This window comes from Microbulbifer variabilis, from assembly GCF_023716485.1.
Lineage (GTDB): Bacteria > Pseudomonadota > Gammaproteobacteria > Pseudomonadales > Cellvibrionaceae > Microbulbifer > Microbulbifer variabilis_B.
In genome coordinates this window covers 4741997-4768061 of record NZ_CP092418.1, presented here as the reverse complement: position 1 = coordinate 4768061, position 26065 = coordinate 4741997, and the positions used below count along the sequence as shown (strand labels likewise).

The window sequence follows — 26065 nt, the reverse complement described above, 5'->3', positions numbered from 1 at the left end:
AGTCCCGAATAGCCGCCAGAATAGGCATTTGGCGGTTAAAAAGACCAAAATTAGTACCAAAGTTTCACATTGGCACAGATATATAACGACTTTGAGATTATTGTCCTCAGCTGAGGAACCTGAAATTGTGTGGCTTATGACGACAAATTTATAATTTTTTAGAAAAAAGTCAGGTAATGAGAACTTGGTCAGTGAGAAGGTGTGTCTTAGTTCACGAGCTCAGTTGGCGAGGGGTGGTTATCGGTTTTGCAGAAAAAAACAGTAAATCACTGTTTGGCAGCAAATGATTTTATGCCTTTATGGTGCGAGGTAATTTTAAGTATTTTTGTCACAGCGCATGCATTAATCGCCAGTGGTAGCTTCTTTCAGAGTTCGCGCTGAATACTGACTGGTAACTTTTCTGACATCACAATGACTTCAAAACAGCATTCAGCCGTCTGTACGAACTATGGCCGGAAACTTGTTTTTATTTTTTTGAGTGCACACAGAGAGCGGTCATCCGGCTCCCTGTGTGCCTGCTGTGAATTTGCTAGAGAAAAACTATGAATTTTTAGATACAGCTTGTCGGTCCGTAATAGGGTTGGGTGTGTGGGCCCATATTTTTGCAGCCATTATGCCAAAGAGAAAACCGAATAGATGCGATTCCCAGGAAATATACATTCCTTGTGGGAGCACACCAAAAATAAGCCCGCCATAAACCAATCCGACAAAAATGGATATCATTAGTCGAACAAACTGCTTGCTGATAAAGCCGGCCAGCAATAAGAATCCAAAATAGCCATAAATTACTGAACTTGCGCCTAGATGATTCCCGCCTCTAGCAAATAGCCAAACGGCAAAGCCAGTGGTGACAATAATCGTCAGAGTGACTTTTAGGTAGGTTTTCACTCCATATTGCAACAGCAAAAAACTGAAAACGCACAGGGTTACTATATTGGATAGAAAATGCCAGATGCTTCCGTGTAGCAATGGAGCGGTAAAAATATGGGGCAGATGGTCGATGGATCTAGGAACTAGGCCGAAGTAATTCAATGAGCGGCCGGATAATATATTAATAATTTCAATAATGGTTACAGCTAAGAATATAGCCCCAACCCATTTAATATTATTTCGCATATAAAATGTATTTTAATGTTAGCTGGGTAAAGCAGCAGATAGTTTTTTAGCAGAACGTGAATACGGGGCTCTTATTTTGGTTTTAAAAAGCCCCACAATATGCTTACTCAATATTTTGTACTTGCTCACGCATTTGTTCGATCAAGACCTTCAGCTCTACTGCAGCCTGGGTGGTGTCGGTTACCACGGACTTGGAGGATAGAGTGTTGGCCTCGCGGTTAAATTCCTGCATAAGAAAATCCAAGCGCCGACCTATAGCGCCGCCTCCAGCGAGTACCCGGCGGGTTTCTACAGTGTGGGCATTTAGGCGATCGAGTTCTTCATCGACGTCGGCTTTTTGAGCGAGCAGTACAATTTCCTGTTCCAAGCGCTCCTTATCCAATTCTATAGAGAGCTCTTCCAGGCGGTTGCGCAGTTTTTCCCGCTGTGCCTCTAGAATCTGTGGTAGCAGTTCCCGCACTAGGGCGACTTGTTCTTCAATGCCTTTTAAGCGGGCTTCAATAAATTTGGCTAACTCCGCACCCTCACGCTCACGATTCGCGCGCAGTTGTTCTAGCGCTTCGCGAAACGCCTGCAAAATAGTGGCGGATTGCTGCTCAGTATCGGCTTCCGGTTCGCTAATAATACCGGGCCATTGGAGAATCTGCAGGGGGTTGAGTGGTTGGGCGCCTTCACCGCCTGTCACTTGTTTGGCGGCGTTAATCAATGCTTGTGCCAGCGGCTGATTAATTTCAAGCCCACTCGTTTCCACACTGTTGGGTTTTACTGTAAGCGTGAGTTCCACTTTTCCACGGGATAAACTTTTCCGCAAAATATCTCGTAACTGCGCTTCCAGAGGGCGGGCGACCTCGGGCAGACGGAAGTGCGGCTCCAGGTAGCGATGATTGACCGAGCGCAGCTCCCAAATGGCGTTTCCTGTGGCATAAGCGGCTTCGGCGCGACCGAAGGCTGTCATGCTTCGCACTTTGTTCTGTTCCCGGTTATTGGCCATTGCTCATCCCCTGCAGGCGTATTTATCGGCTCGGCATCATAGCACAGCGTTCGGATATCCATGTGGGGGTATATAATGCAGGGCTTTCATTCATTGACCGAGGTGAGCTATGCAGCGTCCCAGTGGCCGCGCGGCGGCGCAGATGCGCCAGATAAAAATTACCCGAAACTACACCCGCCACGCCGAGGGCTCTGTGTTGGTAGAGTTTGGCGACACAAAAGTTCTGTGTAATGCCTCAGTGTCGAGTGAAGTACCGCGCTTCCTGCGCGGTCAGGGCAGCGGTTGGATCACCGCGGAGTATGGCATGCTGCCGCGCTCTACAGGTTCCCGCATGCCGCGTGAGGCAGCCAAGGGTAAACAGAGCGGCCGCACTGTAGAGATCCAGCGTCTGATTGGCCGCTCCCTGCGCGCAGCGGTGGATCTGGAAAAGCTTGGAGAGAATCAGATCACCCTGGATTGCGATGTTATCCAGGCCGATGGCGGCACACGCACAGCGGCTATTACCGGCGCTTGTGTAGCCTTGGTGGATGCGCTGCGCCATATGCAGCGGGAAAAAATTCTCGCTGAGGATCCGTTGCTCAACCTTGTCGCGGCGGTCTCTGTCGGAATTTATGACGGCGAGCCGGTTTTGGATCTGGACTATCCAGAGGACAGTGCGGCGGATACGGATATGAATCTGGTGATGGCGGCAGACGGAGGTATGATCGAAGTACAGGGTACCGCTGAAGGTAAGCCTTTTTCCGAGAAAGAGTTCGCGCAGATGCTGGGTTTGGGTAAAGCGGGAATCGATGAACTGATCGAGATACAGCAAAAAGCCTTGGATGAGTGAAGCTTTGTATTTTGCTGAGTTAGGACCGCTCCCGCTGTAAAGCGGGTCGGTTCGCGACAGGACTCGGCTCCCCTACTCTCAGCCGAAATGGGCCGAGTCCTCAACGGTTTATACTTCCAGGTCGTAATCCATCATTAGTGGTAGGTGGCTGGAGAAATTCACATTCTTGTTAATCGCACCGTACTCAATACGATTTTTCAACCCGTGTGAAACGATCTGCATGTCGGTACGCCAGCCATCACCTTCGCCTACGGTGCCACTCGGCCACCAGGTAAATTCATCGGTGTCTTTGACCACGCGGCGAAAGGCATCGACATAGCCAATTTCATTGAACAGCTGGTCCAACCAGCGCTGTTCGTGACGCATGAAACCAGGGTTATCCTGGTGGTCCTGCCAGTTCTGCACATCGGCACGGCGGTGTGCCATGCCCCAGTTACCGCAGAAAATAAAATCGCGGCGCTTGCGGCTGATTTTGTGCAGGTGCGCTTGCATGTCGTCGAAAAACTGGACCTTTTTTTCCAGTGAAGCTTCGTCAGTGGCTATTGGCGCTAGCAGCGAACCCACACTCAGGCGTTCAAAATCTGCCTGTAAATAGCGCCCATACATATCCTCGCCGTTGGCGAAACCCATACCGAAAATAATGGCCTTGGGCTGGTTGCGTGTATAGATCGCCACGCCGTTTTCATGGGGCGTTCCCGAATCGAAGAAGTAGCTGTAATAGCCATCGGGGTGGAATATGGGGTGGTCTAGCTCCGGCTCCAGAGAGCGCAGGTCTTGAAGGCAGATAATGTCTGCATCCTGCTCAGCTAACCAATCGTAGAGACCGCGCTGTGCGGCCTGATGAACGCCGTCTACAGACAAGCTTACTATTCGCATTATTAGCCCCTTACCAGCGGACTGTGTATCATTAGAAACATTATTTGCATGCCTATCCCCGGAAGAAATGCTACGGGGAGGTCTCCCTTCACCTTAGCTAATAGTTAACAATTTTCCATGCAGCAATATCAGCGCAATTTTATCCAATTGGCCCTGGATCATCAGGTGTTGTGTTTTGGTGACTTCACTCTGAAGTCAGGCCGTCAAAGCCCCTATTTTTTCAATGCTGGCCGCTTCCACACCGGTGCGGCACTAGCCGCACTGGGACAGGCTTACGCCGAGGCGATTATCGCTTCGGGAGTGGAGTTTGATGTCATTTTCGGACCGGCTTACAAGGGTATCCCGCTGGGTGCGGTGACTGCCGTGGCACTGGCTCAGAAAGGTATCGATAAGCCTTTCTGCTACAACCGCAAAGAGGCCAAGGATCACGGCGAAGGCGGAACCTTAGTGGGTGCGCCGCTTAATGGCAAGGTTTTGATCATTGATGATGTGATTACGGCCGGTACTGCGGTGCGTGAGGTGATGCAAATCATCGAATCTCACGGTGCCGAAGCGGCCGGTGTAGTCATCGGTTTAAATCGCCAGGAAAAGGCCAGCGAAGATTGTGAATTCTCCGCTATTCAGCAGGTCGAACAGCAGTTTAATATCCCAGTCATTAGCATTGTACAGCTGGATGATATAGTCAGTTTCCTCGAGCAGGAGTCTCAGGATAGTGAAACCCTGCAAAAAATTGTCGATTACCGGCAGCGTTACGGCGTAACGGGTTAAGTGAGAGGCCCGCTCGTTATAGCGGGCCGCATCAATTTAGTGAGAAGAGCGATGGCAATCGCCCCCATAAAATGTTTCCTGGTTCCTGCCATTTCGTTGTTTTGTACCCTGGCGAGTGCCGCCAGCGGTGAGCAGTTGCTCTATCGCTATACCGATGAGCAGGGCATCATGGTACTCAATGAAATGGTGCCGCCGGAGTACGTGGCTAAGGGCTACGAAATTCTCAACCTTTCTGGCCGTGTTATAGAAGTGGTTCCACCGCAGCTGAGCCCCGAGGAGTTCGAAGCGCAGCGCCGACAGGAAGCACGCGAAGAAGCGGACCGCAAGCTGCTCAAACGCTATAACAGCCTCGCCGATATCGAAAGTGCTCGCAAACGCAAGCTGGCAATTGTCGAGCAGGATATGGCGATCATGCACTCGAATATCACCAGTCTCACTCGTCAAATTACCCAGGAAGAGACACAGGCGGCGCGTACCCAGCGCGGTGGGCGCGAAGTGGCTCCGGAGCTCCTGCAGCGTATTGCCGATTTGCAAAAAGAAGTGGCAGTACTGCGCGAGCGCCTTAAACGGCGCGCCGACGAGGCCAGTTCTATCGGTGAGGAATTTGATAAAGCCGCCGCGCGCTACGCAGAAATTACTAACAGATCCTAATAGTGCAGGACCATTAGCGCCTTTCTGGCTTCGTTACACGTGCGTCCTTCCAGTTATCTTTCACTTTCCATACCGCACAGCCAGTTACCTGGCTGCGGCGACGGTCTCGCGGAAAAAGCCGGAGGTCAAAACCGGCCATTGCTCGGCCCAGTACTCGGTGGGCTTACGCTTAAAGCCGCTGCGTACATATTGCACGATACGGCCCTCGGCACTGGCCAATAACAAGTTGGCGGCACCGCCCAGGGGCAGGGTTGGACGCAGGTGTTCACGCAGTTCCGCTTCACGCAAAATCTGACGGATTTGGGTTTCCAGGCGATCGAACAACTGCAGGATACGCCCGTGCAAACGCTCGGTTTCGCCGGTCAACGCATCGCCAGTGAGAAGTCGGGTAATACCCGGATTGCGCTCACAAAAAGCCAGCAGAAGGTGCAGGATTCTCTGGCATCGCTCCAAAGCAGAGGGTTCTTCCTGAAGGATCAGCGCTATGCGACTGAAAATAGTCTCCTCGATAAACTCGATCAGGCCTTCGAACATTTTTGACTTACTGGGGAAGTGGCGGTATAGCGCCGCTTCAGAAAAGCCAACTTCCTTGGCCAGGGCTGCAGTTGTAATACGTGCGCCAGGACTGGCTTCCAGCATATGTGCCAGAGATTCCAGAATTTGCTGGCGCCGATTGATTTTTTCGCTGCTCATTGATTGCCTTTAGTCCACTTGGGGGGTGGACGGTGATTTTTGCTCTTGTCGCCTTAATATTTCGGCGGCGGAATCCTACCGATTCGGACGTCTGTCTTCAATTGCCAAGCGCTACTGTGCGATGGCTTTATGTCTCACTATTGGTAATCAAGGTGCCGACGCCGGTGTCGGTAAATATTTCCAGCAGGACCGCGTGAGGTACCCGGCCGTCGATAATATGGGCAGAAGTGACCCCGTCTTTTACCGCGTCGAGCGCACAACTGATTTTCGGTAGCATGCCGCCATGAATGGTGCCATCTTCAATCAACCCTTCCACCTGGGGCGTCGTCAGGCCGGTGAGTACCTCGCCCTGCTTATCTTGCAGGCCTGCAACATTGGTGAGCAGCATCAGCTTTTCTGCCTGCAAGCACTCGGCGACCTTACCGGCCACCAGATCGGCATTGATATTGTAAGAAACCCCCTCTTTGTCGACGCCGATAGGGGCGATTACCGGAATAAAGCCGCCCTGGATCAGCATATTGATGACATCGGTATTGACCTTTTCCACCTCGCCTACCTGGCCGATATCAATAATTTCTGAGGCGTGCAGGCCGGCGCTCTCATTTTTGCGGCTCAGTTTGCGCGCTTCGATTAACAAGCCATCCTTGCCGGTAACGCCCACTGCGCGACCACCGTTCTGATTGATCAGGTTGACAATTTGCTTGTTGACCGTGCCCCCCAATACCATTTCCACCACATCCATGGTCTCGCTATCGGTTACGCGCATACCGTCGACAAAGTGAGATTCGATATTGAGTTTGTTCAACAGCAGGCCTATTTGCGGGCCGCCGCCGTGTACCACTACCGGGTTCATGCCCACGAGCTTCATCAGGATAATGTCGCGGGCAAAGTCGTTTTGCAGTTCGTGATCGACCATGGCATTACCGCCAAACTTTACCACCACGGTTTTATTGGTGAATTGCTGGATATAGGGCAAGGCCTCATTCAAAACCTGAGCAATACGCAGAGCGGACTTCTTATCGAGGGACATGGCAATTCCTTTATGGTGGGATGCGGTTGGATAGCTTTCCCGCTGTCCAGCCGCTGCTGTAGATACTGCGCGGTCGAGATTTTTTTGATTAAAGCACGGAGCGCTAGTCGGTTGCGGCACCTGCCTGTGCCGCACAGGTTTAAAATTGGTGCGCTAGTTGAGCAGTTCCCAATTGGGAACGACAACTGTGGGAGCAATTTTCTTGATCTGCGCCATGACTACTTTGCGAATACGCTCCAGAGCCTCTTTATTTTCGGCCTCGAAGCGCAGGGTCAACGCGCTGGTGGTATTGGAGGCGCGCACCAGCCCCCAGCCATCAGAAAATTCTATGCGCAGACCGTCGGTAGTATTGATATCGGCATTGTCAAAATTGCCTTGTTCGCGCAACTGCTCTATCAGGGAGAATTTCTCCTGCTCCTCTACGGGTAACAATATTTCCGGGGTGCTCTCCATTTGCGGCAGTGAGTCGAGGAGTTCATCCAGGCTCTGTTCCCGCAGGGCCATAATCTCCAGGAGCCGCGCCGCTGCGTAGATACCATCGTCGAAACCAAACCAGCGATCCCGAATAAAAATATGGCCGGATAACTCACCGCCAAGAATTGCCTTGGTTTCTAGCATTTTGTTTTTCATCGGCGCGTGGCCGGTCTTCCACATCACCGGGCGGCCGCCGTACTGGTTTATTAATTGAGCAAGGCTACGGCTGCTTTTCACATCGAAGACGATCGTCTCCCCCGGGTTGCGTGCCAGGATGTCTCTCGCCAGTAGCATAACTAGCTGATCGGCCCAGGCGATGCGCCCGCTGCTGGAAATCAGAGTGACACGATCACCATCGCCATCCAGAGCTATGCCCAGGTCTGCGCCGGTTTCCGCCACTTTGTCGATCAATGCTTGCAGGTTTTCCGGGCGCGTGGGATCGGGTGGATGGTTGGGGAAGTCCCCATCCACTTCACAAAACAGCGGAGTGACTGCGCAGCCCAGCTGCTCAAACAACCGGGGTGCCAAAACGGAAGTGGCTCCATTGCCCGCATCCACTACCAGGTGCGGTTGTCCGGCGAGGGCGACGTTGTTAAAGATCTCGTCAATATATTTGTCTTTAATATCCTGCTCGCGGTTACTGCCTTCCCCGCTTTTGAAGGGCCCCTGCTGCATAAGCTGGTGCAGGCCCTGTAGCTTTTCTTCAGAGAGGGGGCGGCCCTTGAGCACAATCTTGAAGCCATTGTATTCCGCCGGATTGTGGCTCGCGGTCACCATAACACCGCTGCTGGTGTTCTTGCCCTTGGCGCAGGCGTAGTAAAGCAGTGGTGATGGGATCAGGCCCAGATCGATACTGTTACAGCCGCTATCGAGAATCCCCTCCATCAGGCAGTTGCTGAGCAGTGCACTACTGTTGCGGCCATCGCGCCCCACTAGCAGGATTTGCTCTCCGGCGTGCTGTGCCAGGGTACCGAGGGCCTTTCCCAGCTGGTAGGCAAAGGGCTCATCAATTTCCTCACCGGCGATGCCGCGGATATCGTATGCGCGAAACACATGAGGGGGAAACTCGGTAGTTAGCGGATGTTGGGGCTTACCTGATTTGGTCGCAGACTTTGCCTCAGCGCGATTTGTCATATTCTGTTGTAAAGCTTCGGGAGCGATGCTGGGTGCCGATGCGAGCCCTTGGGGTAAAGCTTCATCCGCCAGCAGAGCATCCTGCTGCGACTCGGGCGCAGGGAATTTTTCACTTTCGCTTCTTCCGCCTTTTTGACTGCGCTCCCAAGGAGCACGGTTGTCTCGGGGCAGGAAGCGTAGAAGTACCAGTAAGGAGAGCAGCAGGCCGGCGCCGGCTGTGAGATAGATCCACACAAGTGGCAAGCTGTGTTGCTGGATAAATGCAGGGGAGGGGCTGAACTGCACCTGCAAGTAACTATCCGGAATTGCTTCAGAATGGCTGAAGCCACTGCCCTGCCCGCCGCGCCAAAGGGGCTGTGCAATCGAATCGGAAAATTTTTGAAGCAGCTGAATCTGTCCCTGGTTTTTATCGAGCGTTTCCAGGGATGTTTGCAAAACAGCGAAGGGCTGGCTGACCAGAAGTTGTTGCCCAGCCAGGTTAACAGCATTGTGAAGCTGCCAGCTGTTGTCGGGGCCTGTACGCAGTATCTCTAGGGGCTGTTGACTGTCTTGTCGGGTACGCTTAAGCAGATCTACTAGCGCGAAGTTCAGGGTTGGCTTTTCACCTGCGCCCACGCGGATTTGTGCCTCTGAAAAGACCTGAATTCGCGATTGTTTCGGTAGTTGTGCTGTTTTTAGCTGTTCTTCAAGGGGTTGTTCACTGCGTTCAATTTGTTGCAGCTGCCGCGTGCGTTCGGCTAACAGAGACTCTACATCTTGCGCGAAGATTTTTCCCTGCGCCCGGGCTGCCTGTTGTACTTGCGCTTGATTGTGGGGGGTGACTATATGCTCAACGATTAGATAGGCCCCGCAAAGCCAGGCGACGGTCGCCAGCAACGAAGGCAGCAGCAACCCCTTGTGCAATAGTCCTTGGCTCTGATTTTTCTTGTTGAAAACCACTGATTTTCCTGCCTGTTAATCTTTATTTCTGCGCTTTGACGGCAATAATTTCTATTAACTGTCGCGCTAGGTCGGCCTTTAAAGCCTCGGGCAGTTGTGTATTGCCGTGGCGATCTATCACCGTGACGGCATTGCGGTCACTATTGAAGCCGGTTTCACTGCCACTAACGTCGTTGGCGATAATCATATCGAGGTTTTTCCGTTGCAGTTTGCTTTGCGCATACTGTTCGACTTGCTGTGTCTCAGCGGCAAAGCCCACGGTAAAGGGGCGTCGCTCGCTGCGCGTGGCGATGCCGGCGACGATATCCGGGTTTTTAACCAGGGTAATAGCGCTCTCGTCGCAGCCCTCGCGTTTCTTGATTTTTTGTTCCGCCACCGAGGCGGGGCGAAAATCGGCAACAGCGGCAGCGCTGATAAAAATATCGCAGAGGTCGGCCGCACGCTCGGCGGCATCGCGCATATCCCGCGCATCGATGACATCGACGCGCTTCACATGTGCGGGAGTGGCCAAATTTACCGGCCCGGCGATCAATGTGACCTCGGCGCCGGCCTTCCGGGCGGCCTCGGCCAGGGCGAACCCCATCTTGCCGGAGCTGTGGTTGCTCAGGTAGCGTACCGGGTCCAGGGCCTCGCGGGTTGGGCCGGCGGTAATCGCCACACGCTTGCCGCGCAGACAGTCGCTAGAGCCGAACTGTGACTCGGTCTGCAGAGCCAAGTCAGCGGGCTCCAGCATGCGGCCGGGTCCCACGTCACCACAGGCCTGGCTGCCAGCCGCCGGTCCCCACAGCTGTACCCCGCGGTCACGCAGGGTTTTGGCATTAGCAGCGGTGGCTGGGTGGCGCCACATGGCCTGATTCATGGCGGGGGCCAGGGCCACTGGTGCTTCGCTGGCGAGACACAAGGTGGTGAGCAGGTCGTCGGCCATGCCACAGGCCAGTTTTGCCATCATCTGGGCACTGGCGGGGGCAATCAGGATCAGGTTGGCCCACTTGGCCAGCTCGATATGCCCCATGGCGGCTTCAGCGGCTGGGTCCAGCAGATCGGTGTGTACAGGGTTGCCGGATAGGGCTTGGAAAGTCAGCGGCTGCACAAACTCGCGCGCGCCGGCGCTCATTACCACTCTCACCTGGGCACCGCGTTCTTTTAGGCGGCGTACCAGGTCGGCGCTCTTGTAAGCGGCAATACCGCCACTGATTCCCAAAAGTATGCGTTTATCGGCCAGTGAGGACATAGATACAGTTTCCGAATATATGCGAGCGGGTTAGATTAGCATTTCTGCGTCTGGACTTATAAGGCGCAGAATAGACGCGAAAATCGTGCTTGTGGTGAGTTGGGGAGAGAGTTCACAAAAAAAGACAGTCAGGGAAGGCGAGAAACGATTATGAAGATCAAGGATTGGCCGGCGGCGGAGAGGCCCAGGGAGAAGCTATTGGCGCAGGGTGCCGCGGCGCTGTCGGATGCAGAGTTGTTGGCGATATTTTTGCGGGTGGGGCTGCCGGGCGTTTCCGCAGTGGATTTGGCGCGGGGTCTACTCAGTGAGTTTGGCGGCTTGCGTGCCCTGTTGGAGGCAGGTAGGGAGCAGTTTTGTCGCGCCCGCGGATTGGGGGATGCCAAGTTTGTACAGCTGCAAGCGGCGCTGGAGATAGCGCGACGACACTTGGCAGAAACGGTGCGGAAGGGCAGTGCTTTGTGCAGTCCGGCGGCAGTGCGAGACTACCTGGCTATGCAGTTGCGCCATCGCCGCCGCGAGGTCTTTTGCTGCCTTTTCCTGGATACCCAGCACCATGTTATCAGTTTTGAGGAATTGTTCGAGGGCACTCTGAATGCCGCCAGTGTTTATCCTCGTGAGGTGGTGCAGGCTGCTTTACAGCGGGGTGCGGCGGCAGTGATTCTGGCGCATAATCACCCATCGGGCATTTGCGAGCCTAGCCAGGCGGACATCTGGATTACCGAGCGTTTGGTACAGGCCCTGGAGCTTGTGGATATCAAGGTGCTGGATCACCTGATAGTGGGCGAGGGCCAGGCCCTATCCTTTGCGGAGCAAGGGCTGCTGTAGGCACTGCAATTGAGAAGCTGCGATTGGCGCAGAAGTACTGTACAAAACTTGCTCCCTACGGGCTCTTTTGGTATAAAACGCCGCTCTTTGCGGCCGGGCCAGATTCTGCACAGGTTCCGCCGCCATCCAGGAACCGGATTAGAATCCCGATTTTTATGTTCCCGCACACCCTTTTCCTCTTCAGGATTGGCGCCATGCGGGCACAAGCGTTTTGAAGAGGCCAACAGATGTCCAAGGTATGTCAGGTAACCGGTAAGCGTCCGGTAACCGGAAACAATGTATCCCACGCTAAGAACCGCACCAAGCGTCGCTTCGTGCCGAACCTGCACAGCCACCGTTTCTGGGTTGAGTCCGAGAAGCGTTTTGTGAAACTGCGTGTTTCCGCAAAAGGCATGCGCGTTATCGATAAGAAAGGTATCGACGCTGTCCTGACTGAGCTGCGCGCCCGCGGCGAAAAAGTATAATTAGCTGTATTCAGCTAACTGATTGGAGATTGAGCAATGCGTGAGAAGATTCGTCTGAATTCCAGCGCCGGTACTGGCCACTTCTACACCACTACCAAGAACAAGCGCAACATGCCTGAGAAAATGGAGATCAAAAAGTACGATCCCGTTGTTCGCAAGCACGTTATGTACAAAGAAGGCAAAATCAAGTAATTGCCTTTCGAGTACTCGCAGAAGAGCCCGGTTCTTGCCGGGCTTTTTTGTGTCCGCTCCTCGGCTACAGCCATCGTGAGATGAGAAATGCCTGAACTCCCAGAAGTAGAAACCACCTGCCGTGGCCTTGCTCCCTATCTAGAGGGACAGTGGGTGCGATCGGTTGTGGTGCGACAGGCGCGACTGCGCTGGCCTGTAGACCCGGACTTCGCCAAGCACATTAAAAATGCCCGTATTCTGAAGCTGGAGCGTCGCGCCAAATACTTACTGGTGCATACAGATAAGGGGTGTGCCATCTGGCATTTGGGGATGTCTGGAAGCCTGCGCCTGGTCGAGCAGGAAGAGTCCCCTGAGAAGCACGACCATATCGACTGGCGACTCGATAGTGGCCTGACCCTGCGCTACAGGGATCCACGCCGGTTTGGCGCTCTTCTGTGGACCGCAGCAGACCCCCTGGTCCACGATCTCCTCAGTCATTTAGGGCCGGAGCCGCTGTCGGAGAGTTTTAGTGGTGACTACCTGTTCGCCGCTTCCCGCAAGCGTAAACAGTCGGTGAAAACGTTCATAATGGATGGGCGTATCGTGGTGGGGGTGGGGAATATTTATGCCAGTGAATCGCTATTCCTGGCAGGTATCCGCCCGGATCGTGAAGCGGGCTCTATTTCAAAAGCCCGCTATCTGCGCCTTGCAGAGGCGATCAAAAAGGTATTGAGTCGTGCCATTGCCCAAGGTGGCACTACCCTGCGGGACTTTATCGGTGGTGATGGCAAGCCGGGATATTTCGCCCAGGAACTCAATGTCTACGGCCGCGCGGGAGCACCTTGCCCCAGTTGTGGGAGCCCGGTGCGGGATATGGTTCTGGGCCAGCGCAGTACCTTCTTTTGCACTCGTTGCCAGCGTTGAGCTTACTTTGCGCTAGGGCATTGGCGGGAATTTACTACTAATATCAGAGTATTGCTGTCTGTGGAGATGGCCCGTGGTATTGGTACTGCCTTTTCTCACCGTTCTGATTGCAGCCTGGTATATATGGAAGCGCCGCCAGCGCGCGGCCACCCTGTGGTGGTTGTTGACTATGGTGATTTACATCATCTGGTTGATTTATCACTCGAACACAACGCTGGACCTCTCCTTCTAGCCGGGGTGCCGCTATGGTGTATATGGTCCGAAGGCTCGATGCCCTGGCTCTTCTCGGCCTCTCTGCGGTTCTCTGGGCGGCTTTTATCATCGAGCTTTACGAGCACCAACTGCCCTGCCCCATATGCCTGCTTCAGCGTGTAGCCTTTACCATGGCTGGCTTGGGCTTGCTGATGAACCTGCGATTTGGTGTACGTCCCGCTCACTACGGAATTGTTATCCTCTCGAGTATTGCCGGGCTGGCTGCTGCCGGGCGCCAAGTGTTGTTGCATATTCTGCCCAATAACCCCGGATTTGGAGAGCCCTTTCTCGGCTTGCATCTCTATACCTGGGCGGCCGTGGCTTTTTTTGGGCTGCTTACTTATTGCGGGGTCGCAATGATGTTGGGCTTCTTGCGGCGCAACCTGTCACCGCGTCGATTCACCTTTCCCGAGAAATTTATCGCGGTGCTGTTTCTCACCATTGCCATGGCGAACCTGGCCAGCACCCTATTGGAGTGCGGGCTAGGCCCCTGTACGAGAGGCTCTTTCGGCTATCACTGGCTGTGGCCTTGAGAGAATCGTTGAATTACTAGTCTCGCTGAATTTTTTCACAGTGGAAAATTGAGGGGATAGGGCAAATCCGTGGGAAGCTATATGCGTTTATTCAGTTTGCTATCGGTTCTTTTGCTCCTCTCCTGTGATCCTCTAGAAAAGAGCGTAGGCTCCATTCCCACCGCCAATCCCACCCCAAGCAAGCCCGCTCAGTTAATTATCCGCAACGCCATTATTTATACCGCGGATAAAGCCCGATCTATTGCTGCGGCGGTGGCAATCAGGGATGGGCGAATTGTCTTTGTCGGCACTGAGGCAGGTGTTGAGGCTTATATTGGCGGGGATACTGAAATTGTAGATCTGAATGGTAAGCTGGTTTTACCTGGCTTTTTCCAAAGGGCAAAAATTCGGGGGGCGGCATCCAGAATCAACTTATTTTCTGGAGGCTCCATTGAAGATTACCGTTTTGCGGTAGCGCGTTATATTCGAGAGAATCCGCAACAGCAAGTGATTGTGGGTGATGGTTGGAATTTGCAGGCATTTTCTGTTGAGCCTCCGCACAAAGGGATTCTCGATCAAATTAATGACCTGATCCCGATTATTTTATTTTCTTCAGACCGAAACAATATCTGGACAAATTCAGAAGGTCTGGCTGCCGCAGGAATTAATAACGATAGTGTGAATCCTCCTAATGGATTCATAGAAAAAAACGAACACGGCATTGCTACTGGTTGGTTGCGGGGTCCTGGCGCTGTCGCACTAATAGAGAAATTGATCCCGCAGGACATAAACGGAGATTACCGAAAAGACTTGCTCAGTATGCAAGATTTAGCGGTTAGTAATGGTGTGACAAGTCTCTATGATTCCGTTGTTGTATTAAAAGATGAGGAAGGTCAAAAGCGTTATTTTGATCAAATATCCGAAATTGAACCCATGGGTTTTCGCGTGCTGGCCTCAATGGCGGTTAGTACAGATTTTGCCGACAGAGATTTTAGTTCGCTGCAGCAAAAGGTTAGTCAAATAACAATCGATGACTTTAGGCTGACTTCGATAAGTTATATTGGATGGTTGCCAGAAAATTTAAGGGTGTGGATCACTACAGAACCAATCTCAAGAACTTCTGGTTCGATTAAAGAGGTTTTTAGCTTGGCGCAAAGGGCTAATGCTCACCAATTTCCCATGCAGATTTTAGTCTCTGGAGAAGAGGAAACTGATAAAGCTTTAAATATACTGGAAAAGTTGGAGGGGGGTGACACCAAAATGCGCAATGCAATTGTTAATGCTTCTTTAGATAAAGAGTCCACTCTGGATCAGCTTTCCCAGATGCATAGTGCCGTATTTGTACAGCCAAAAAATATTTTCCTCTTGTATAGCGGCCGAGAAGGTTCAACTGGGGGTGGAGTTTTAGAGGGTGGAGAAAAATATATTCCCATGAGTGTCTCTTTATTATCTTCTGACCCCTCTCAGATTCGTGGCATGGTGGATCCAATGGCGGTTATTTATCGGGGATTAAATCTAGGAATTTCTATTGATGACCTGGTTGAGGCTTTTACAATTAATGCTGCCTATTCTGGAGGCTTGGAAAAGGAAACGGGCAGTATCGAAAAGGGTAAGTGGGCTGATTTTATTGTTTTAGATAGAAATATGTTTAATGTTTCTAAAAGTCAGGTTGATGAAGCCAAAGTGATAAAGACTTTTTATAAGGGACGCCTGGTGTTTGACCGGAAATCTTTAAGAAATTCAGACAATGAACCAAGATCAATACAACTAGACACCTTCTGACCTTTGTTGCATTGGGTTAAATTCAAATATAAGAAAGATATTCAGCTTTATAAGTATGTTTTTCTATAAATTCTAAAAAATCTTTTGGCGGCTCCAGTGTGCTGAGCCCAAGTTCAAAGATTTTCTTGCTGACTTTTGCGGCTGTATTTTGGGATATTTCTAAAATTTTTGATTGTGGCGGAAACAGACAGCCCTGCTGCAGCAGATCTTGACCGACTTGCTCAGCAACTCCACGGGCGGCCTCAATAAATAGTGAGTCGGGCACACGTTTAGCACTTGTTGCATTAATTGCCATTGCTACCGCGGGGAAGATATATAAATTATTCGCTTGGCCTGGCAAATAGGTTTTTCCATGCAGTGTGACCTTGGGGAATTGTACGCCGGCGGCATAGATGGCTCGGCCCTGGCTCCAACTGTAGGCCTGCTCCGCACTGCATTCGGCATGTTCGGTTGGGTTGGACAAAGCAAAAATAATGGGTCGCGGGTTGTGTGCGGCCATAGTTTCCACGACTTCCTGGGTAAATAATTGGCCAACAGTACTGACGCCAATCAAGGTGGTTGGCTTGTGAGTTTTTATGGCCTCCAATAATTGTGAAGTTGGGGATTGGTCGTGTGCGTAGGGGCGCTGGAAGTCGAAAAGGTCTTCGCGACTTTTTACCAGTAGTCCCTTTTCATCGAACATAATAATGCGGGCTTGGGCCTCTTCCCTACTGAGCCCCTCATTGACCAGTTCACTCACAAATAAATCCGCAAGCCCTATGCCGGCAGAGCCGGCACCGGCGAAGAAGATTTTTTCATCCTTTAACGAGCCCTGTTTGATTTTCAGGGCGTTGATCATGCCGGCCAGGGCAATGCCCGCAGTGCCTTGGATATCATCGTTATAGCAGCAGGCCCTGTCTCGATATCGTTGCAGCAGGTGGACGGCGTCACTACCGGTCCAGTCCTCAAAGTGCAGACAGCAGTGTGGATAGCGCTGCTGAACAGTGTCCACAAATTCATCCACAAAACGGTAAAGCGTCTCAGTATCCGGGCGTTTACGACGCAGGCCTACATAGAGAGGGTCTGTGAGTACTTGTTCATTATCGGTGCCGGCATCTAAAAAGAGTGGCAGTAAATGCTCTGGCGGTACGCCCCCGGCGGCGGTGTAAAGCTGCAGTTTACCAATGGGGATACCCATGCCATTCGCGCCGATATCCCCGAGCCCCAGAATTCGTCCGCCATTGGTGACACAAATAAATCGAATGTCCCGGTCCGGCCAGTGAGATAGGGAGTCGGCGATACTGCCCTTCTGTGCAATAGACAGATAGACACCCCTGACCCTGCGCATGATATGGCTGAACTTGGTGCAGGCTTCACCGATTGTGGGGTCGTAAATGATCGGAAGGAAGCGCACCGGATCGGACATCACCACTCGGTAAAAGAGCGTCTCGTTGGTATCCAGTAGACCGGTCAGGTAGACAAATCGATCGATATCCGAATGTTTGTGGCTCAGCTGCATCATCACCCGCTCTACCTGGGTTTCGATGGTTTCCAGAGCGTAGGGAATCAGGCCGTTAAGGCCAAACTTGTTGCGTTCCGCTTCTGTAAAAGCAGTGCCCTTATTGGTGCTGGGGTCGTGCAGGAGTTCGATGCCAGTAGCATCTACTTTGCGGTGGTCCAAGAGGGGCCCTCCAGTTGCGTTTTGGCTTACGCTAGTTAGGAGGAAGTATGGACCACTCTAAAGAAGGGGCACGCTATCCGGAAAGCTGGTTTATGAATGGCAGCTTTCTAGGAGGGAGGGTTTTGAGGAGGCATGCAATATGCCTCCTCCAGAAAATCAGTGCCCCAGCGCACTACCTTCCCGGCGGGGGTCGGCACCGCCGTGGAGTGTATTGTTTTTTACCGCGATTGCATGAATGCCGCTGTTGAGATCGCGCTCGACGACCTCGTGCCCGCGTGCCCTGAGTTTATTTATGGTGTCCTGGCTAAAGAAACCGGGTTCAAGTTCGACACGCCGCCCGATAGCGCCAATATTGCCGGCTGCAATGGCATCGGCAATGGGCATATTCAGCCCCAGGTGGTAGAGAATGGTGCGGGCGGTGTAGTCGATAATACGTGACCCCCCGGGTGAGCCCACCAGTAGGCGCAGGCTGCCATCTTTATTAAATACCACCGTTGGCGACATGGAAGAGCGAGGTCGCTTGCCGGCCTGGATACGATTCGCCACCAACTGCCCTTCGGCTGTTTTTGGGGTAAAGGAAAAATCGGTCAACTGGTTATTCAGCAGAAAACCCTTTACCAGCAGGCGAGAGCCAAAGCCCGTTTCGATGCTGCTGGTCATGCTGACGCCATTGCCGTAGCGATCCACAACGACCAAATGGCTGGTGTTGGGCATCTCAGGTGATTGGGCTGTGAGGCGCTTGGTCGCCCCAGTGTTCGGATTGCCGGGCTTGGCTATGCTGGCGCTGTCAGGGTCAATGAGTGTCGCACGTTCGCTCAAGTAAGTGGGGGATACCAAAGCCTTACTGGGAACTTTGATAAAATCTGAGTCGGCCGAATAGGTGTTGCGATCGGCAAAGGCCAGTTCTGAGGCTTCGATAAACAAATGGGTGAGCAGGTCGTCCCCGGCTTCCATTTCAGCGATGGGAAAAGCTTGCAGCATACCCAAAATGCCGCCCACGGTGGTGCCGCCGGATGAGGGGGCATCCGCACCACAGATCTGGTATTCGAGAAAAGCGGAACAGAGAGGCTGGCGCAGTTTGGCCCGATAATTGGCCATATCCTCAAGGCTGAGCAGACCGGGGTTTTCAATGTCGCCGCGAACGGCCTTGACGACCGCCTCGGCGATCTCTCCTTTATAAAAAGCGTTCGCACCATCACTGGCAATCATGCGCAGGGTGCGGGCATATTCCGGATTCCTCAGCCGGTGGCCCACCGGCAGGGGCCTGCCGTTGCTGTCAAAGAAATAACTGGCGATCGCCGGTCTTGCATCTACATGGGGTAGCCTGCTCAACAATTTGTGCAGACGTGGAGAGACTTCAAAGCCGCTTTCGGCTAGCTGGATGGCTGGCTGGAATAAAACTTCCCATGGCAGTTTGCCATCGCGCTGGTGCGCCATTTCCAACATGCGGATGACGCCAGGGACGCCCACTGAGTAGCCGCCAATAACCGCCTGCATAAATGAACGCGGTCTACCGTCGTGCATAAAGTAGTTTTCATCCACCTCTGCCGGAGCGGTTTCCCGGCCATCGTAATAGCGCAGCTGTTTATCTTTGGCGTCGTAGCTCAGCATAAAGGCGCCACCACCAATACCTGATGACTGGGGCTCCACCAGCCCGAGCACCAACTGAGCGGTGATAGCTGCATCCGCGGCACTACCGCCCTGCGCGAGGATTTGTTCGGCGGCGCGACTCGCATGGGGGTTGGCGGTCACCGCCATATAGGATTTGGCCGTGGCAGACTTGATTGCACTGCGGCCGGTATCGACTTCCGGTTGCGGCTCATCGGCTATGGCCGGAGATAGAACAAGGGCGAGAGCGAGGAGAATGTGACGCACGAAACACTCCGCGGATTGTGGAAAAATCCGCTCGAGTGTATCAGAAATAACCAATTCGGGAGTTAGCGGAATTTCTCTTCCAGTGCCGCTTGTACAGCACTTGGAACAAATTTTGTGACATCTCCACCGAGAGAGGCAATTTCTCTAACCAAAGAGGAAGAAATATAGGACAAATGTTCTGCTGGGGTCAGGAACAGGCTTTCCATATTCGGCGCCAGTTGGCGGTTCATATTAGCCAGCTGAAACTCGTATTCGAAGTCGGATACTGCGCGCAGGCCGCGTAGAACCCCGTAGGCATCCACCTGGCGCACCAGGTCAGCCAGCAGGATATCGAAGCCGATGACTTCCACATTGGGCAGGTGGCCGAGTACGCGCTGGGAGAGCTCCACCCGCTCATCCAGTGTAAATAAAGGATTCTTTCGATTACTGGCGGCTACGGCCACGATGACGTGGTCAAACAGGCGACAGGCCCGCTCCACCAAATCGAGATGACCATTGGTGATTGGGTCGAAAGTTCCGGGGTAGACAACTTTTTTCATACGCCAAGGATAAATGCGGGCTGAAAGGGATGCGAATGGTAAACAATTTACGGCTAAGGCTCAAAACCGAATGCGTTAACCTGACCCGCTGACCGGTCAGTGTTCTGTGGTTGTATCGGAGTTATTACGAAACAGTCGCATACAGACCTGACCAGCGCGCTTTTCCTTGATTAACGACCAGTCGTTCGCAGCAGAAATAACAGTGTCTCGGGGTGTCTCGATATAAATCAGAGCGCCTTCTGAGAGCCTGCCAGTGAGAGCGCCGAGACTCTCCTGCCACAAATCGTCTGCAAAGGGCGGATCGATAAAGACAATATCGTAAGGCTTGCCGCCACCGACCAAAAAATCTGCTGCCCGGCAGTTATGCACCTCGCCATCTGTGGCTTCGAGTAGCTGGAGTTGCTGGTTTAGGGTGCGTGCAGCCTGGGGATTCAGTTCGACGAAATCCACTGAGGCCGCGCCACGGGATAGAGATTCCAGACCCAGGGCGCCGGAGCCGGCGAAGAGGTCGAGGCATTGTGCGCCAGGTAGGTGAAACTGCAACCAGTTGAACAGGGTTTCGCGCAGGCGATCGCCGGTAGGTCTCAATCCCTCAACCGGCGCAAATTGTAATTTGCGCCCGCGCCACTGCCCTCCGATGATGCGCAATTGGGAAAGGGGCTGTGTGCTTTGCTTGCGCGATGAACTTCTGGCCAAGGTAACTCTCTACTGGGGGCTTAGCGATGCTAAGATTAGCGTCTTTCTGCAAGCGGTACACCCGGATAAACGAATGATCTTTGATTTCCTGCGCAAAAAGAAAAAGCGCAAGCCCGAACAAAGCGAGCCCCAAGGGGAGCAGGCCGAAGCGGTTGGCTCACCAGAGGAGGCCCCGGCGGAAGAGTGGCAGGAGCCATCTGTCACCGATAAAGAGCCCGCTGCACCCCAGGAGGCCGCTGCCGAGTCAGCAGAGGCGCCCGCTCCAGAGATGGAACAAGCGACTGCTGATGTGCAGGAACCTTCCACAAAAGCTGTTGAGCCGTCGCCCGCTAGTACAGCCAATGCGCAGCCCGAAATTCAGTCTAGCCCTGAATCTGAGTTGCCAGCCGATACTAAAGCAGCAGCGTCAGAACCGGCTCCTCGGGTTCAGGAGCCAGCGCCCAAGCCCACCCCCGTGCAGGAAAAACCCGTAGCGAAAAAGAAAGAGGGTTTCTTTGCACGTATTCGCCGCGGGCTCAGCCGCACCAGCAATCAGTTTGTCGAGGGCATGGGCAACCTGTTCCTCGGAGCCAAAGAAATCGATGAAGATCTGTTGGAAGAGCTGGAAACCCAGCTGCTGATGGCAGATGTGGGTGTCGAGGCCACCAGTGAAATTGTTGAGCGCCTCACTGAGCGCGTCTCGCGCCGCGAGCTGGCCGATGGGGATGCGCTCTATAAAGCGCTGCAGCAGGAGTTGGCAGAGCTGCTCGACAGTGTCGACGCGCCTTTAGTGTTGGATACCAGTAAAAAGCCCTATGTGATTTTGGTAGTCGGCGTTAACGGCGTTGGTAAGACCACCACTATCGGCAAGCTGGCGCACCGTTTCCTCGGCGAAGGCAAATCGGTGATGCTCGCCGCCGGCGACACTTTCCGCGCCGCTGCGGTAGAGCAGTTACAGGTTTGGGGGCAGCGCCACGATGTGCCGGTGGTGGCTCAGCATACCGGTGCGGACAGCGCCTCGGTAATTTTTGATGCTGTCCAGTCGGCCCAGGCCCGTGGTATTGATGTGGTGATCGCCGATACAGCCGGCCGCCTGCACACCAAGTCCAACCTGATGGAAGAGTTGACCAAGGTGCGCCGCGTAATGGGCAAGCTGGATCCCAGCGCTCCCCACGAGGTGCTATTGGTGCTGGATGCCGGCACCGGCCAGAATGCAATTAACCAGGCTGCGCAATTCCGTGAGGCGGCCGGTGTCACCGGCCTGGTACTCACTAAGCTTGACGGCACCGCCAAGGGTGGCGTGATCTTTGCCCTGGCGCGGCGTTTCGGTATTCCTGTGCGCTTTATCGGTGTGGGTGAACAGGCTGAGGATCTGCAGCCGTTCCGCGCGCGCGAATTTGTCTCGGCGCTGTTTGGCCGCGATACCGCTTGATCGCCACTAAACCCTCTTAGGGAATAACAAGAACAAAATCGTGATCACCTTTGACAATGTGAATAAGCGCTATGCATCGGGGCAGGACGCCCTGGTGCGTATCAGCTTGGAAGTCCCCCGCGGGGATATGGTGTTTCTCACCGGTCATTCAGGTGCGGGTAAGAGCACACTTTTGCGGCTGTTGACCGCCATCGAGCGCCCCACTAAAGGCTCGATTTTGGTCGCAGGGCAGAATCTCAACCGCCTGCGAAATAGCCAGATCCCCTATTACCGCCGCAACCTGGGTATCGTTTTTCAAAACCACCAGCTGCTGTTTGATCGCAGTGTGTTCGACAATATCGCTCTGCCACTGGCAGTGGCCGGCTGCAGCAAACGCGAAGTGGGCCGCCGGGTGCGCGCCGCTCTAGACAAGGTAGGCCTCCTGGACAAGGAGAAACACAATCCCATTACCCTGTCTGGAGGGGAGCAGCAGCGGGTGGGTATCGCCCGCGCAGTAGTGAACAAGCCGGCGATCCTGGTAGCGGATGAGCCTACAGGTAATCTGGACCCTCAGCTGTCACAGGAGATCATGCAACTGTTTTCCGACTTTAATGCTGTGGGCGTCACTGTACTGGTGGCAAGCCACGACCTGGAATTGATAGCGCGCATGCGCCGGCGGGTATTGACCCTGCAAGCCGGTCAGTTGATCTACGACGGAGTCCCGAGCCGTGAAGCACACCCAGTCTAGAGCCCAGCGCCCGGCGAGCAGTGGCATTGAAAAGCGCCCGCGTAGCAGTGGCGCAGTGGCTGCTCGCACCGGTATTTCGGATCGCTGGCAGTCCTGGCTCGACCACCATCGCCAGGTAGCGCGGGAATCCCTGCGTCGTTTTTTCGCTACGCCCATGGCTAGTGCTATGACCGCCCTGGTGATCGCTATCGCCCTGGCTCTGCCCGCCGCTTTGCAACTTGGGTTGGCAAATTTTCAGCGCGCTGTGGCCGGCTGGGATGGCCAGCCGCAGATTTCAGTATTTCTCAATAAGAGAGCGCAGAAAACGGCAGTAGACTCCTTCGCCGCCAAACTGCGCAGCGACCCGGCCATCGCAGAGGTGACTTATATTTCTCCGGAAGCGGCGCTGGCGGAATTCGAGCAGGCTTCCGGGCTCGGCGACCTCCTGGTGGGGCTCGATGCCAACCCTCTGCCGGCAGTATTGCTGCTGCGCCCGCGAGATACCCATAACAGCGAAAAATTGCAGCGCATTGTGGATAACCTACAGGAGCACGCCCTGAGTGATTCGGTGGTGCTCGATCTGGCCTGGGTGCAGCGCCTAACCCAGCTGACGGAGCTGGGGCAACGGATGTCCGCAGGGCTCGCGCTGCTGTTGGCGCTGGGGGTTATCCTGGTGGTGGTCAATACGATTCGCCTGCACATTGAGAGCCGCCGAGAGGAAATCCTGGTGGTAAAGCTTGTGGGTGGCACAAACGCTTTTGTGCGCAGACCTTTCCTCTACAGTGGTCTCTGTTATGGGGCTTTTGGCGGACTGCTGGCATGGGCTCTGTTACTGGGGGCGGTGTTGCTATTGTCCGGGCCGATCTCAGGCCTCTCCTCTAGCTACGGCAGTAATTACAGCCTAGTGGGGCCCGGTTTCAGCTATTTTGTTGGCCTTATCGGTGGCGCTGCTTTGCTTGGGCTGCTGGGGGCCTGGCTGGCGGCGGGTCGTCACTTGCGCGAGATCGAACCCAGCTGAGACGAGTGTTTACACGCCTTGGTTTAGCCAAGAAGCGTAAAGCTGTAGCGAATTGGGGAACCTAGTCGGGATTTGGTCCCTCTAAACGGCTGCAATACAAGGGAATACGGCAGTTGGCGGCGGACTTTCTTAACCGCTCGTGCAAGTGCTACACTGAGTCCAGCCTGTTGCCGGATAAAGTGTCCGACGACAGCGGCCGCTGGAATCGGCCGACTAATAATGAGAGGAGAAACCTGAATGGGAACCAGCCTACAGCCAGTGCATACGCTGTCTCCGGGCGCCAACCTGGGAGCTTACATCCAGACCGTCAGCAGCTTCGATGTGCTGTCCGCGGAGGAAGAAAAGCGCCTGGCAGAAGACCTCTATTATCGCGAAGATATTAACGCGGCCCGCCAACTGGTCATGTCCCACCTGCGCTTTGTCGTACATATTGCCAAGTCTTATTCTGGCTATGGACTCAACCAGTCGGATCTGGTGCAGGAAGGCAATGTTGGTCTGATGAAGGCGGTTAAACGCTTTAACCCCGAGAAAGGGGTACGTTTGGTCTCCTTTGCGGTGCACTGGATCAAAGCGGAAATTCACGAATTTATCCTGCGCAACTGGCGCATCGTGAAGATCGCTACCACCAAGGCACAGCGCAAGTTGTTCTTCAACCTGCGTGGTCAGAAGAAGAAACTGGCCTGGCTGAGCAACGATGAAGCCAAGGCGGTGGCTAAAGATTTGAATGTAGATGTCGCCCAGGTCCATGAGATGGAGGGCCGCCTTGCCGCTCATGATGCCGCATTTGATGCGGGGGTGGACGACGATGACGACACCGCCTGGCAAGCGCCGGCACACTACCTGGAAGACCGCAGTTATGACCCGGCAGCTCAGCTGGAGCGGGATAACTGGCAGGAAACCAGCTTCAACAGCCTGGCCAATGCTATGGAGCAGCTCGACGAGCGCAGCCGCGATATTATCCAGGCGCGCTGGCTGAGCGAGGAGAAATCCACTCTGCACGAGCTGGCAGATAAATACGGAGTCTCCGCCGAACGTATCCGTCAGCTGGAGAAGAACGCCATGAAAAAAGTGCGTGCGGCTATGGAGGCCTGATAGCGCACTTTGGCAGTTCGGAAAAAACCGCGCAGCAGCGCGGTTTTTTTATTTCTGCGATGCATGGACCCGCTTCGTCGGGCGCAAAAAAATGGGATAAGCCATGGCTAAAGTTTACCTTCTACTCGCCACATTATTTGGCGCCAGTGGCGTTGCTCTCGGTGCCTTTGGTGCACACGGCCTGCGTGGCAAGGTCGCCGAGCCGCTATTGGAAGCCTACAAGACCGGTGTGCAGTACCAGATGATCCACGCCCTGGCGCTATTGGCTGTGGCGCTGCTGATACAGAATTGGGGAGAACGTCAGTCACTCACTCTGAGCGGCGCTTTCTTTGTATTTGGCTTGGTGTTTTTTTCCGGTAGTCTCTACGCCCTTACCCTGGGTGGGCCGCGTTGGCTGGGGCCGATTACACCGATTGGTGGGTTATTGATGATCGCCGGCTGGGTGACACTGTTTATTGCCGCCGTGAATACCCCCAAATAGCCGGGCTGTCGCCTATCAAAACCCGAATAAGAGAAAACCGTTTCGCATAAGAGGTCGCGAACAATGCAAGACGAATCCGCGGAAGAGTTTCCCTACCGCACCGAGTACAAGAAAAAATCTATCCGCAGCTACGTGATTCGTGCGGGGCGGATGACTGAGGGGCAGCGCCGCGCCTTTGATACTTACTGGGGAAAATATGGTCTGTCGCTCTTCGATGGCCCTCTGAATCCAGTTGAGGCATTTGGCCGTGAGGCTCCGCTTGTGTTGGAGATCGGTTTTGGTATGGGCGACTCACTGCTTGCCATGGCCCAGGCCGAACCGGATAAGAATTTTATTGGTATTGAGGTGCATCCTCCCGGTGTGGGTCGGCTGATTAACAATGCCGGTAAAGCCGGGATTGATAATCTCAAAATTTATATGGCCGATGCGGTGGATGTTTTGAATGACTGCATTGGGGATGGCATTCTGGACAGGTTCCAATTGTATTTTCCCGATCCCTGGCATAAGAAGAAGCACCATAAGCGCCGCATCGTGCAGCCGCAGTTTGTGCGCCTGATTTGCAGCAAGCTGAAAACCGGCGGTGTTATGCATATGGCTACGGATTGGCAGAATTATGCCGAGCATATGCTGGAAGTGTTGCAAGCAGAGTCACTGCTGGAAAATACCTCCTCCAATGATGACTATGTCGAGCGTCCAGAGTGGCGCCCGGAAACCAAGTTTGAGCGCCGCGGCCAGCGCCTTGGGCACGGTGTCTGGGATCTAGTGTACCGCCGCCTGCCCGGAGAAGCTCCCGCCCTGGCGTCGAGCGAAGAGACAGTTGAAAAGCCTTCCAAGCCAGCACCGGAGGTCGAATAACATCCAATTTTTCACTTGGAGAGTTTTAGCAATAAGCGCCGACTGTAAGTCGGCGTTCTCCCCCACCTAC

27 protein-coding genes are annotated in these 26065 nt (G+C 53.8%); 16 read left to right on the top strand and 11 right to left on the bottom strand.

Translation table 11 applies throughout. From position 1 onward, the window contains the following. Nucleotides 1-540: 540 nt before the first annotated feature. Both MJO52_RS20875 and MJO52_RS20870 read right to left on the bottom strand, forming a co-directional pair. Nucleotides 541-1116, bottom strand: a complete 576-nt coding sequence (locus MJO52_RS20875) for a rhomboid family intramembrane serine protease (RefSeq protein WP_252083887.1) — start codon at nucleotides 1114-1116, stop codon at nucleotides 541-543. Between the two features lie 103 nt (nucleotides 1117-1219). After that, on the bottom strand, nucleotides 1220-2107 hold the full coding sequence (locus tag MJO52_RS20870) for a YicC/YloC family endoribonuclease (RefSeq protein WP_252083886.1): 888 nt from the start codon (nucleotides 2105-2107) through the stop codon (nucleotides 1220-1222). 109 nt (nucleotides 2108-2216) lie between these two features. On the opposite strand from MJO52_RS20870, the gene rph reads away from it, so the two are divergent. Continuing rightward, on the top strand, nucleotides 2217-2936 hold the full coding sequence (gene rph / locus MJO52_RS20865) for a ribonuclease PH (protein WP_252083885.1): 720 nt from the start codon (nucleotides 2217-2219) through the stop codon (nucleotides 2934-2936). Nucleotides 2937-3044: 108 nt separating this feature from the next. Here rph and MJO52_RS20860 read toward each other — a convergent pair whose 3' ends face one another. After that, on the bottom strand, nucleotides 3045-3812 hold the full coding sequence (locus MJO52_RS20860) for an exodeoxyribonuclease III (RefSeq protein ID WP_252083884.1): 768 nt from the start codon (nucleotides 3810-3812) through the stop codon (nucleotides 3045-3047). Between the two features lie 117 nt (nucleotides 3813-3929). Between MJO52_RS20860 and pyrE the strand changes: the two genes are divergently transcribed. After that, a complete protein-coding gene (pyrE, locus tag MJO52_RS20855) occupies nucleotides 3930-4580 on the top strand; it encodes an orotate phosphoribosyltransferase (RefSeq protein WP_252083883.1) in 651 nt (216 codons plus the stop codon). A 51-nt stretch (nucleotides 4581-4631) separates the two neighbouring features. After that, nucleotides 4632-5231 (top strand): hypothetical protein, encoded by a 600-nt coding sequence (locus tag MJO52_RS20850; RefSeq protein ID WP_252083882.1) that lies wholly within the window; start codon nucleotides 4632-4634, stop codon nucleotides 5229-5231. An 84-nt stretch (nucleotides 5232-5315) separates the two neighbouring features. Here MJO52_RS20850 and slmA read toward each other — a convergent pair whose 3' ends face one another. From slmA to coaBC, 4 genes are all read right to left on the bottom strand, one after another. Beyond that, entirely contained in the window at nucleotides 5316-5924 is a 609-nt protein-coding gene (slmA, locus tag MJO52_RS20845; RefSeq protein WP_252083881.1) for a nucleoid occlusion factor SlmA, read from the bottom strand. Between the two features lie 127 nt (nucleotides 5925-6051). After that, nucleotides 6052-6954 (bottom strand): acetylglutamate kinase, encoded by a 903-nt coding sequence (argB, locus tag MJO52_RS20840; RefSeq protein ID WP_252083880.1) that lies wholly within the window; start codon nucleotides 6952-6954, stop codon nucleotides 6052-6054. A gap of 153 nt (nucleotides 6955-7107) precedes the next feature. After that, a complete protein-coding gene (locus MJO52_RS20835) occupies nucleotides 7108-9501 on the bottom strand; it encodes a phosphomannomutase/phosphoglucomutase (RefSeq protein ID WP_252083879.1) in 2394 nt (797 codons plus the stop codon). A gap of 22 nt (nucleotides 9502-9523) precedes the next feature. Beyond that, nucleotides 9524-10732, bottom strand: a complete 1209-nt coding sequence (coaBC, locus tag MJO52_RS20830) for a bifunctional phosphopantothenoylcysteine decarboxylase/phosphopantothenate--cysteine ligase CoaBC (protein ID WP_252083878.1) — start codon at nucleotides 10730-10732, stop codon at nucleotides 9524-9526. Nucleotides 10733-10882: 150 nt separating this feature from the next. Here coaBC and radC point away from each other — a divergent pair, with 150 nt between their 5' ends. The 7 genes from radC (at nucleotide 10883) to MJO52_RS20795 (ending at nucleotide 15662) form a co-directional block, all read left to right on the top strand. Then, entirely contained in the window at nucleotides 10883-11557 is a 675-nt protein-coding gene (radC, locus tag MJO52_RS20825) for a RadC family protein (protein ID WP_252083877.1), read from the top strand. Nucleotides 11558-11784: 227 nt separating this feature from the next. Then, nucleotides 11785-12021: a 50S ribosomal protein L28 gene (gene rpmB, locus MJO52_RS20820; RefSeq protein ID WP_020413982.1), complete on the top strand. Its 237-nt coding sequence runs from the start codon at nucleotides 11785-11787 to the stop codon at nucleotides 12019-12021. Nucleotides 12022-12057: 36 nt separating this feature from the next. Continuing rightward, complete coding sequence (gene rpmG / locus MJO52_RS20815) at nucleotides 12058-12213, top strand: 50S ribosomal protein L33 (protein WP_020413983.1); 156 nt, start codon at nucleotides 12058-12060, stop codon at nucleotides 12211-12213. 87 nt (nucleotides 12214-12300) lie between these two features. After that, entirely contained in the window at nucleotides 12301-13116 is an 816-nt protein-coding gene (gene mutM / locus MJO52_RS20810; RefSeq protein WP_252083876.1) for a bifunctional DNA-formamidopyrimidine glycosylase/DNA-(apurinic or apyrimidinic site) lyase, read from the top strand. Nucleotides 13117-13189: 73 nt separating this feature from the next. Continuing rightward, nucleotides 13190-13348, top strand: coding sequence for a DUF5993 family protein (locus MJO52_RS20805; protein ID WP_252083875.1), 159 nt, complete (start codon nucleotides 13190-13192; stop codon nucleotides 13346-13348). 13 nt (nucleotides 13349-13361) lie between these two features. Then, nucleotides 13362-13901, top strand: coding sequence for a disulfide bond formation protein B (locus MJO52_RS20800; RefSeq protein WP_252083874.1), 540 nt, complete (start codon nucleotides 13362-13364; stop codon nucleotides 13899-13901). Nucleotides 13902-13982: 81 nt separating this feature from the next. Continuing rightward, nucleotides 13983-15662, top strand: a complete 1680-nt coding sequence (locus tag MJO52_RS20795; protein ID WP_252083873.1) for an amidohydrolase — start codon at nucleotides 13983-13985, stop codon at nucleotides 15660-15662. A gap of 22 nt (nucleotides 15663-15684) precedes the next feature. On the opposite strand, the gene MJO52_RS20790 is transcribed toward MJO52_RS20795, so the two are convergent. The 4 genes from MJO52_RS20790 to rsmD form a co-directional block, all read right to left on the bottom strand. After that, the gene (locus tag MJO52_RS20790) at nucleotides 15685-17322 is read right to left on the bottom strand and encodes an NAD-dependent malic enzyme (RefSeq protein WP_252083872.1); all 1638 of its coding nucleotides are present in this window, start codon (nucleotides 17320-17322) and stop codon (nucleotides 15685-15687) included. A gap of 156 nt (nucleotides 17323-17478) precedes the next feature. After that, nucleotides 17479-19197, bottom strand: coding sequence for a gamma-glutamyltransferase (gene ggt, locus MJO52_RS20785; protein WP_252083871.1), 1719 nt, complete (start codon nucleotides 19195-19197; stop codon nucleotides 17479-17481). A 62-nt stretch (nucleotides 19198-19259) separates the two neighbouring features. Further along, complete coding sequence (coaD, locus tag MJO52_RS20780; protein ID WP_252083870.1) at nucleotides 19260-19736, bottom strand: pantetheine-phosphate adenylyltransferase; 477 nt, start codon at nucleotides 19734-19736, stop codon at nucleotides 19260-19262. 96 nt (nucleotides 19737-19832) lie between these two features. Continuing rightward, nucleotides 19833-20432 carry a 16S rRNA (guanine(966)-N(2))-methyltransferase RsmD gene (gene rsmD / locus MJO52_RS20775; protein WP_252083869.1) on the bottom strand — a complete coding sequence of 200 codons (600 nt, stop codon included), beginning with the start codon at nucleotides 20430-20432 and terminating at the stop codon, nucleotides 19833-19835. Nucleotides 20433-20700: 268 nt separating this feature from the next. On the opposite strand from rsmD, the gene ftsY reads away from it, so the two are divergent. The 6 genes from ftsY to trmB all read left to right on the top strand — a co-directional run bounded on the left by ftsY (nucleotide 20701) and on the right by trmB (nucleotide 25995). Further along, a complete protein-coding gene (gene ftsY, locus MJO52_RS20770; RefSeq protein WP_252086043.1) occupies nucleotides 20701-21843 on the top strand; it encodes a signal recognition particle-docking protein FtsY in 1143 nt (380 codons plus the stop codon). A gap of 40 nt (nucleotides 21844-21883) precedes the next feature. Then, a complete protein-coding gene (ftsE, locus tag MJO52_RS20765) occupies nucleotides 21884-22570 on the top strand; it encodes a cell division ATP-binding protein FtsE (RefSeq protein ID WP_252083868.1) in 687 nt (228 codons plus the stop codon). Beyond that, entirely contained in the window at nucleotides 22551-23567 is a 1017-nt protein-coding gene (gene ftsX / locus MJO52_RS20760; RefSeq protein WP_252083867.1) for a permease-like cell division protein FtsX, read from the top strand. The genes ftsE and ftsX overlap by 20 nt, the downstream gene beginning before the upstream one ends. A 237-nt stretch (nucleotides 23568-23804) precedes the next feature. Continuing rightward, on the top strand, nucleotides 23805-24659 hold the full coding sequence (gene rpoH / locus MJO52_RS20755; RefSeq protein ID WP_252083866.1) for an RNA polymerase sigma factor RpoH: 855 nt from the start codon (nucleotides 23805-23807) through the stop codon (nucleotides 24657-24659). A gap of 103 nt (nucleotides 24660-24762) precedes the next feature. Beyond that, nucleotides 24763-25140, top strand: coding sequence for a DUF423 domain-containing protein (locus tag MJO52_RS20750; RefSeq protein ID WP_252083865.1), 378 nt, complete (start codon nucleotides 24763-24765; stop codon nucleotides 25138-25140). A gap of 63 nt (nucleotides 25141-25203) precedes the next feature. Next, nucleotides 25204-25995, top strand: a complete 792-nt coding sequence (gene trmB / locus MJO52_RS20745) for a tRNA (guanosine(46)-N7)-methyltransferase TrmB (protein WP_252083864.1) — start codon at nucleotides 25204-25206, stop codon at nucleotides 25993-25995. Nucleotides 25996-26065: the final 70 nt, after the last annotated feature.

Coding starts and splice junctions, on each gene's coding strand:
- MJO52_RS20875 (WP_252083887.1), bottom strand. CDS start 1,116: ATGCGAAATAATATTAAATGGGTTGGGGCTATATTCTTAGCTGTAACC.
- MJO52_RS20870 (WP_252083886.1), bottom strand. CDS start 2,107: ATGGCCAATAACCGGGAACAGAACAAAGTGCGAAGCATGACAGCCTTC.
- rph (WP_252083885.1), top strand. CDS start 2,217: ATGCAGCGTCCCAGTGGCCGCGCGGCGGCGCAGATGCGCCAGATAAAA.
- MJO52_RS20860 (WP_252083884.1), bottom strand. CDS start 3,812: ATGCGAATAGTAAGCTTGTCTGTAGACGGCGTTCATCAGGCCGCACAG.
- pyrE (WP_252083883.1), top strand. CDS start 3,930: ATGCAGCAATATCAGCGCAATTTTATCCAATTGGCCCTGGATCATCAG.
- MJO52_RS20850 (WP_252083882.1), top strand. CDS start 4,632: ATGGCAATCGCCCCCATAAAATGTTTCCTGGTTCCTGCCATTTCGTTG.
- slmA (WP_252083881.1), bottom strand. CDS start 5,924: ATGAGCAGCGAAAAAATCAATCGGCGCCAGCAAATTCTGGAATCTCTG.
- argB (WP_252083880.1), bottom strand. CDS start 6,954: ATGTCCCTCGATAAGAAGTCCGCTCTGCGTATTGCTCAGGTTTTGAAT.
- coaBC (WP_252083878.1), bottom strand. CDS start 10,732: ATGTCCTCACTGGCCGATAAACGCATACTTTTGGGAATCAGTGGCGGT.
- radC (WP_252083877.1), top strand. CDS start 10,883: ATGAAGATCAAGGATTGGCCGGCGGCGGAGAGGCCCAGGGAGAAGCTA.
- rpmB (WP_020413982.1), top strand. CDS start 11,785: ATGTCCAAGGTATGTCAGGTAACCGGTAAGCGTCCGGTAACCGGAAAC.
- rpmG (WP_020413983.1), top strand. CDS start 12,058: ATGCGTGAGAAGATTCGTCTGAATTCCAGCGCCGGTACTGGCCACTTC.
- mutM (WP_252083876.1), top strand. CDS start 12,301: ATGCCTGAACTCCCAGAAGTAGAAACCACCTGCCGTGGCCTTGCTCCC.
- MJO52_RS20800 (WP_252083874.1), top strand. CDS start 13,362: ATGGTGTATATGGTCCGAAGGCTCGATGCCCTGGCTCTTCTCGGCCTC.
- MJO52_RS20795 (WP_252083873.1), top strand. CDS start 13,983: ATGCGTTTATTCAGTTTGCTATCGGTTCTTTTGCTCCTCTCCTGTGAT.
- coaD (WP_252083870.1), bottom strand. CDS start 19,736: ATGAAAAAAGTTGTCTACCCCGGAACTTTCGACCCAATCACCAATGGT.
- ftsY (WP_252086043.1), top strand. CDS start 20,701: ATGGAACAAGCGACTGCTGATGTGCAGGAACCTTCCACAAAAGCTGTT.
- rpoH (WP_252083866.1), top strand. CDS start 23,805: ATGGGAACCAGCCTACAGCCAGTGCATACGCTGTCTCCGGGCGCCAAC.
- MJO52_RS20750 (WP_252083865.1), top strand. CDS start 24,763: ATGGCTAAAGTTTACCTTCTACTCGCCACATTATTTGGCGCCAGTGGC.
- trmB (WP_252083864.1), top strand. CDS start 25,204: ATGCAAGACGAATCCGCGGAAGAGTTTCCCTACCGCACCGAGTACAAG.